At 64.1% G+C, this 6,007-nt stretch carries 4 protein-coding genes; all 4 read left to right on the top strand.

Annotated features, from left to right (window positions below; translation table 11 throughout):
- Window positions 1-240: 240 nt before the first annotated feature.
- The 4 genes from LB535_RS28695 (at window position 241) to LB535_RS28680 (ending at window position 5,727) form a co-directional block, all read left to right on the top strand.
- The gene (locus LB535_RS28695) at window positions 241-1,239 is read left to right on the top strand and encodes a L,D-transpeptidase (RefSeq protein WP_224634572.1); all 999 of its coding nucleotides are present in this window, start codon (window positions 241-243) and stop codon (window positions 1,237-1,239) included.
- A 148-nt stretch (window positions 1,240-1,387) separates the two neighbouring features.
- A complete protein-coding gene (locus LB535_RS28690; RefSeq protein WP_224634571.1) occupies window positions 1,388-3,826 on the top strand; it encodes an FAD-dependent oxidoreductase in 2,439 nt (812 codons plus the stop codon).
- Window positions 3,827-3,881: 55 nt separating this feature from the next.
- On the top strand, window positions 3,882-4,991 hold the full coding sequence (locus tag LB535_RS28685) for a mandelate racemase/muconate lactonizing enzyme family protein (protein ID WP_224634570.1): 1,110 nt from the start codon (window positions 3,882-3,884) through the stop codon (window positions 4,989-4,991).
- A 406-nt stretch (window positions 4,992-5,397) separates the two neighbouring features.
- Window positions 5,398-5,727: a DUF2934 domain-containing protein gene (locus LB535_RS28680; protein ID WP_224634569.1), complete on the top strand. Its 330-nt coding sequence runs from the start codon at window positions 5,398-5,400 to the stop codon at window positions 5,725-5,727.
- Window positions 5,728-6,007: the final 280 nt, after the last annotated feature.

The raw sequence follows: 6,007 nt of genomic DNA, 5'->3' as shown, positions 1-6,007 counted from the left end.
GTGTTGGGGAGCCGCCGGTTACCAGGACAAGGGGCCATGGAATAAGAAAATGCGCAGGCCCTGAGACCATAATGCCAGTTCTCTGCTTTCATGGGAACTGGTTTCCAGCTTAAAATTCAAACATATATGGGAGAAAGCGCACACTCGTGATGATCTTCGTGCGGCTCCTCGCGACAGGAACCACATCGGCCGTGCCGCGTCATAGAGACAGGCTCTTGCCGCGACCCTGGAGTGACGTCGATGATCAGGCTGCTTGTTATCGCTGGATTAGCGCTGGTGCTCGCGTGCGGCGGGACGCTGGCAGCCAAGCTCGACCTCGCCGCTGTTAACCAGGCGCAATTCAGCGAGGGCGAGCCGAAGGGCGTCGATCCGATGGTGCTCAGAGCGCAGATCCTTCTCGATCGCGCCCGCTTGTCCCCCGGCCTGATCGACGGCCGCCTGTCCGACAATTTCTCCAAGGCCGTCGCGGCCTTCCAGGCGGCCAACGGACTGCCCTCCGACGGCAAGCTCACCCGCGAAACCTGGGACAAGCTCGCGGCGACTTTCGCCGGGCCGGTGCTGATAAGCTACGAGGTCACGGCCAAGGATGTGCGCGGGCCGTTCACCAGGCGCATCCCCGCCCGCATGGAGCGGATGGCGCGTCTGAAGCGGCTCGGCTATCGCAACGCGCGGGAAAAACTGGCAGAGCGTTTCCATGTCAGCGAACAGTTGCTGAGGCTGCTCAATCCCAAAGCCGGTTTCAGGAAGGCTGACACCACATTGGTGGTGCCCGATGTCGGCCGTGGCGATCCTCCCGCGGCCGTCGCCAGCGTCGAGGTCGACAAAGGCGCCCGCCAGGTGCGCGCGCTCGATGCGTCGGGCAAAGCGCTCGCGGTCTATCCCGCCTCGATCGGCAGCGAGGAAAAGCCGGCGCCGAGCGGCACGGCCGAGGTCAAGCGCGTGGTGCACAATCCGACCTATCGTTACAATCCGAAATTCGCCTTCAAGGGCGTCAAGAGCAAGCGGCCCTTCACCATCGCCAAGGGGCCGAACAATCCCGTCGGATCGGTGTGGATCGATCTCTCGATCGAGAGCTACGGCATTCACGGCACGCCTGACCCGGGCAAGATCGGAACCACCTTCTCGCATGGCTGCATCCGGCTGACCAACTGGGACGCCGAGGACCTCGCCGCCATGGTCAAGCCGGGCACCAAAGTCGACTTCAAGGACGAGACGGCGCAGGACGGGCAAGTGCAGTGAGATGCCGGCGGGTCGCGATCCGCCAAGCGCGGATCGCTGCATAAGCCCAATTTATCGTCATCCTCAGTTTTTCAGAACGTTACACCGCCTTGCCTCGCCTGTAGCTTCGACGGCGCGGTTTGGAGAATGGTCCGGATTTGGTGGTTCGATGCAAGCACATGCGCGGGTGGTGATCGTCGGCGGCGGATGCGTTGGCGCGGGTATTCTTTATGGCCTGGCCAAGCGCGGCTGGACCGATGTCGCGCTCCTCGAGCGCACGCAGCTCACCGCCGGCTCGACCTGGCATGCGGCGGGGCTGATTCCGTCCTATTCCCGCAACATCAATGTTGGGCGGATGATCAAAAAGACGATCGAAATCTATGAGGGTCTCGAAGCGGAGACCGGGCAGCCGGTCGGATGGCACAAATGCGGACAGTTGCGCATCGCCAATTCGAGAGACCGACTCGACGAGTTCAAGAGCTATATGAGCGTGGCCGAGGTGCAGGGCATGCGGGCGCAATTGCTCACCCCCGATGAGGCGCACAAGCTCTGGCCGCTGCTCGACAACAAGGACATGCTGGGCGCGCTCTACCATCCCGATGACGGGCATATCGCGCCGGCCGATGTGACGCATGCCATGGCCAAGGGCGCGCGGGATCTCGGCGCAAAAGTCTATCTCAACACCGAGGTCACCGGCTTCAAGCGGACCGCTTCCGGCGAATGGCTGGTCGAGACCAACAAGGGCGACATCACCTGCGAACATGTGATTTGCGCCACCGGCAATTACGCGCGCCAGACCGGCGCGATGCTTGGCTTGGAGATCCCGGCGATCCCCATCCTGCACCAGTACTGGATCACCGAGGCGGTGCCGGAGGTGGTGGAGCGCAAGCGCGCCGGCCGGCCCGAAATGCCGATCCTGCGCGACGAGGGTTTCGAGGGCTATCTGCGCGAGGAAGGCGACGGGCTGATGTTCGGGCCCTATGAGCGCACCGAACACCTCAAGCTCTTCGCCGAGGATGGCGTTCCCGACTGGTTCGGCGCCGATCTGCTGGAAGAGGATTTCGAGGCGGTGTCGTGGAACTGGGAGCAGGCGCTGCAGCTGGTGCCTGCGCTCGGGCGCGTCGGCATCAAGGCCAATGTGCGTGGCCCGTTCCAGATGACGGCGGACGAGCTGCCCTTGATGGGGCAGGCTTGGGGCCTGCCCCATGTCTGGCTGGCCGAAGGCGTGCCGGGCGGCATCCTGTGGGGCGGAGCGATCGGCTACTATTTGTCGGAGCGGATCGTCGAAGGCGGCAACAGTATCGATACATCCGATCTCGATCCGCGCCGCTTCGGCGACTACGCCAACAAGGAATGGACGCGCGAGAAGGTGCGCGAGGCGTGGGGCACGCATGCCGAACAGAAGTATCCGGGCCAGGACATGCCCGCCGCGCGGTCGCAGAAGACCGCGCCTTCCTATGACAGGCTGACGGAACTGGGAGCGGTCTGGGGCGTGCTCAATGGCTGGGAAATGCCCAACTGGTTCGCGCGCGACGGCGTCGAGGCCAAGGACCAATATAGCTGGCGCTGGACGCCCAAGGGGAATCTTGTCGGCGAGGAAGTACAGGCGGTACGCAACGCCGTCGGCCTGGTCGAGATGACGCCGATGACCAAGTTCGAGGTGTCAGGTCCCAGCGCGGCCGCCTGGCTGGACCGGATCATCGCCAACCGCCTGCCGGCGGTCGGCAAGGTGACGCTGGCGCATCACCTCACCACCAGCGGTGGCGTGCAGGCGGAATATATGGTGGCGCGGCTTGGCGAGGACCTGTTCTACCTGATCTCGACGCCGCGCGCCGAACGCTGGAACTTCGACGACCTTTCAAGACTGCTTCCCGCCGACGGCAGCGTATCCTTGAAGAACGTCACCAACGACCGCGGCTGCTTTACCGTCGTCGGGCCGAACGCGCGGGCCGTGCTGCAGCCCCTCACGGAGATCGACCTTTCCAACGAAAGTTTTCCCTGGTTCGGCGTCAAGACCGGCAGCGTCGCCTTGGCAAGCGACGTGCGGCTGCTGCGGGTGAACTATGAGGGCGAGCTCGGTTGGGAACTCTATCATCCCCTGCCCTACCAGCGGCGATTGCTCGACGCGATCCTCAAGGAAGGCGAGAAGCACGGCATGCGGCTGGTCGGGCTGCACGCGCTGGAGTCGCTCAGGCTCGAGAAATCCTATCGCGCCATGTATCGCGACATGAACCCGGAGCTCAACGCGCTGGAGAGCGGGCTGGAGCGCTTCATCCGGCTCGACAAGGGCGACTTCGTCGGGCGCGACGCGGTTCTGAAATACAAGGAGCGTAACGACCAGCGGCGATCCGTGACGCTCAGGATCGAAACCGACGGCGCCAGCACGCTTGCCAATGAAGGGCTCTACAGCGACGGCGCGCTGGTCGGGCGCATTACGTCGGGCGGCTACGGCTACGCGCTCGGCCATGACGTGGCGCTAGCGCTGCTGCCTGAACCGTTTTCGAAACCCGGCACCAAGCTCGACGTCGCGATCCTGGGCGACTGGAAGGTCGCCGAGGTGATCGCGGATTCGCCTTACGATCCGACCTCGGCCAGGGCGCGGATGTAATAGGCGGGGCCTGCAAAGGCCCCGTTGCCGACGTGTCCTTCGGAGGGAAGCCCGTATGCGTATCGATCGGATCAACGTCTATTCGGCGCAATTGCCGGTCAAAGGCGGCGTCTACCGGATGGCCAGCGCCGATGTGGAGGCGCTGGACTCGACGCTGGTCGAGATCGTTACCGATGACGGTTTTGCCGGCTGGGGCGAGACCTGCCCGATCGGCCCGGTCTACCAGCCGCATCATGCGCTGGGCGCCCGCGCCGCGATCGCCGAAATCGCCCCGGGGCTGATCGGTTCGGAGATCGCCTCGATCAGGCTGCTCGCCAAACAGATGGAAGAGCGGCTCAACGGCCACGGTTATGCCAAGGCCGCCTTCGACATGGCGTTCCTCGACCTGCTCGGCCAAAAACTCGGCGTGCCGGTCTCGATGCTGCTGGGCGGCGCGCTGACCGACCGCGTGCCGGCCTATTATTCGCTGATCGTGGGCGCCCCGGACGAGACGGCGAGGATCGCCGCCGATAAGGTGAAGGCCGGCTATCCGCGCCTACAGGTGAAGATCGGAGGCCGCAACCTGGAGGAAGACGTCGCCGTCATCCATAAGGTCTGGGAAGCGGTCGGTTACAAAGCGCGCATCGCGGTCGACGGCAACCGAGGCCTGACGGTGGCCGCAGCGATCCATCTCGACCGGGTCTGCCAGCAAATTCCCTTCGTCTTCGAGCAGCCCTGCAACACGATGGACGAGATCGCGACGCTGAAAGGCCGCATGACGCATCCGATCTATCTCGACGAGAGCACCGAGGATCAGAACGCGGTGCTGCGGGCGATCTCGCTGGGCATCGCCGACGGCTTCGGCTTCAAGGTGACGCGCCTGGGCGGATTGACGAAGATGACGACCGTGCGCGATCTCTGCGCCATCCGCTCGCTGCCGCACAGTTGCGACGACGCCTGGGGCGGCGACATCATCGCGGCGGCCTGCGTGCATCTGGCCGCCACCGTCGAGCCGCGCCGCATGGAAGGAGCCTGGATCGCCCAGGAATACATCAAGGGCCATTTCGACCAGAAGCAGCCGGTCGTCATCAAGCAAGGGCACATCGCCGTGCCGCAACGGCCGGGGCTCGGCGTAAAGCCGGAGCCTGGCATGTTCGGCAAAGCGGTGGCGATATACGGGCCGTAAGGGGCAAGCGGCGGGCAGCCAGGCTTACTATTCGGATCGGAATGGCCGCGGACGTGGCCGATAATTTTCAGCGCCGTCCCCCACTCCGTCTCGGCTTCGCCGAGCCACCTCTCCCCCCTCCGGAGGGAGAGGAAATGCTGACCGGCAACGTCGCGACCTCGGCATTGCTATTTCCTCTCTACTTGGCGATTGCCATTGCTCGCCTCCGGCGATTGGCGTTTCCTCTCCCTCCGGAGGGGGGAGAGGTGGCTCGGCGCGCAGCGCCGAGACGGAGTGGGGGAACCACCTGCGCGATTGTCGCCACGCCCGGCATGTTGACCGGCAGCACAGCACCCGATCACTTCGTGAACGACGCGGATCGTTCCGCCCTGTCCTGCGTTCTTGTGACACGCAAGGAGGAACGGCGATGGACGACGATCGGACCGAAAAGATCAGGCAGCGTGCCTATGAGATCTTTCAGCGCGAGGGCGGCATCCTTGGCAATCATGAACGGCACTGGCATCAGGCGGAGTTGGAGATCGACCGCGAGGCCGCCCTGCCGATGACGGCAGACGATGCGCTGCCCGAAACGCGCGAGATCGCCAGCGCGGATGTGCTGACGGTGGAGGCGCTTGCCATGCGCACCGGCATTTCGGGCGACGAGGCGCAGGAACTGCTCGACAGGCTGGGCAACGACCGCGCTGCGATCGAGCAAGCGGCGCGCGATCTGCAAGCACGCAAGCGCGGTGTCGATTAGAGGCACTGCATTGAGATTTTGACCGGTCGGCTCTGTTCGTGTTGGCAGGTGGCACGCGTTGGAGATTGGCCGAAACGCCCATCGCGATCGTTTGCAGGGCAGAGCAGGAGCGAAGCTCCGTCGCGAAGACCCTGGAATCCAGCCGTTGCCTTCACCCAGGAATGCAACAGAGCAAAATTCTGCACCGTGGCGTCGCTTCCAAGTCACGGAATGGCAACTGTGTTCACGCGAATGCGGTTTTGTCGCGAATGATAGCGTTGAGGACGACCAGGAGCTTCCT

This window comes from Mesorhizobium sp. CA10, from assembly GCF_020165285.1.
Classification (GTDB): Bacteria; Pseudomonadota; Alphaproteobacteria; order Rhizobiales; family Rhizobiaceae; genus Mesorhizobium.
The sequence above is the reverse complement of the archived record's forward strand: the minus strand, read 5'-3'. Positions and strand labels throughout refer to the sequence as shown.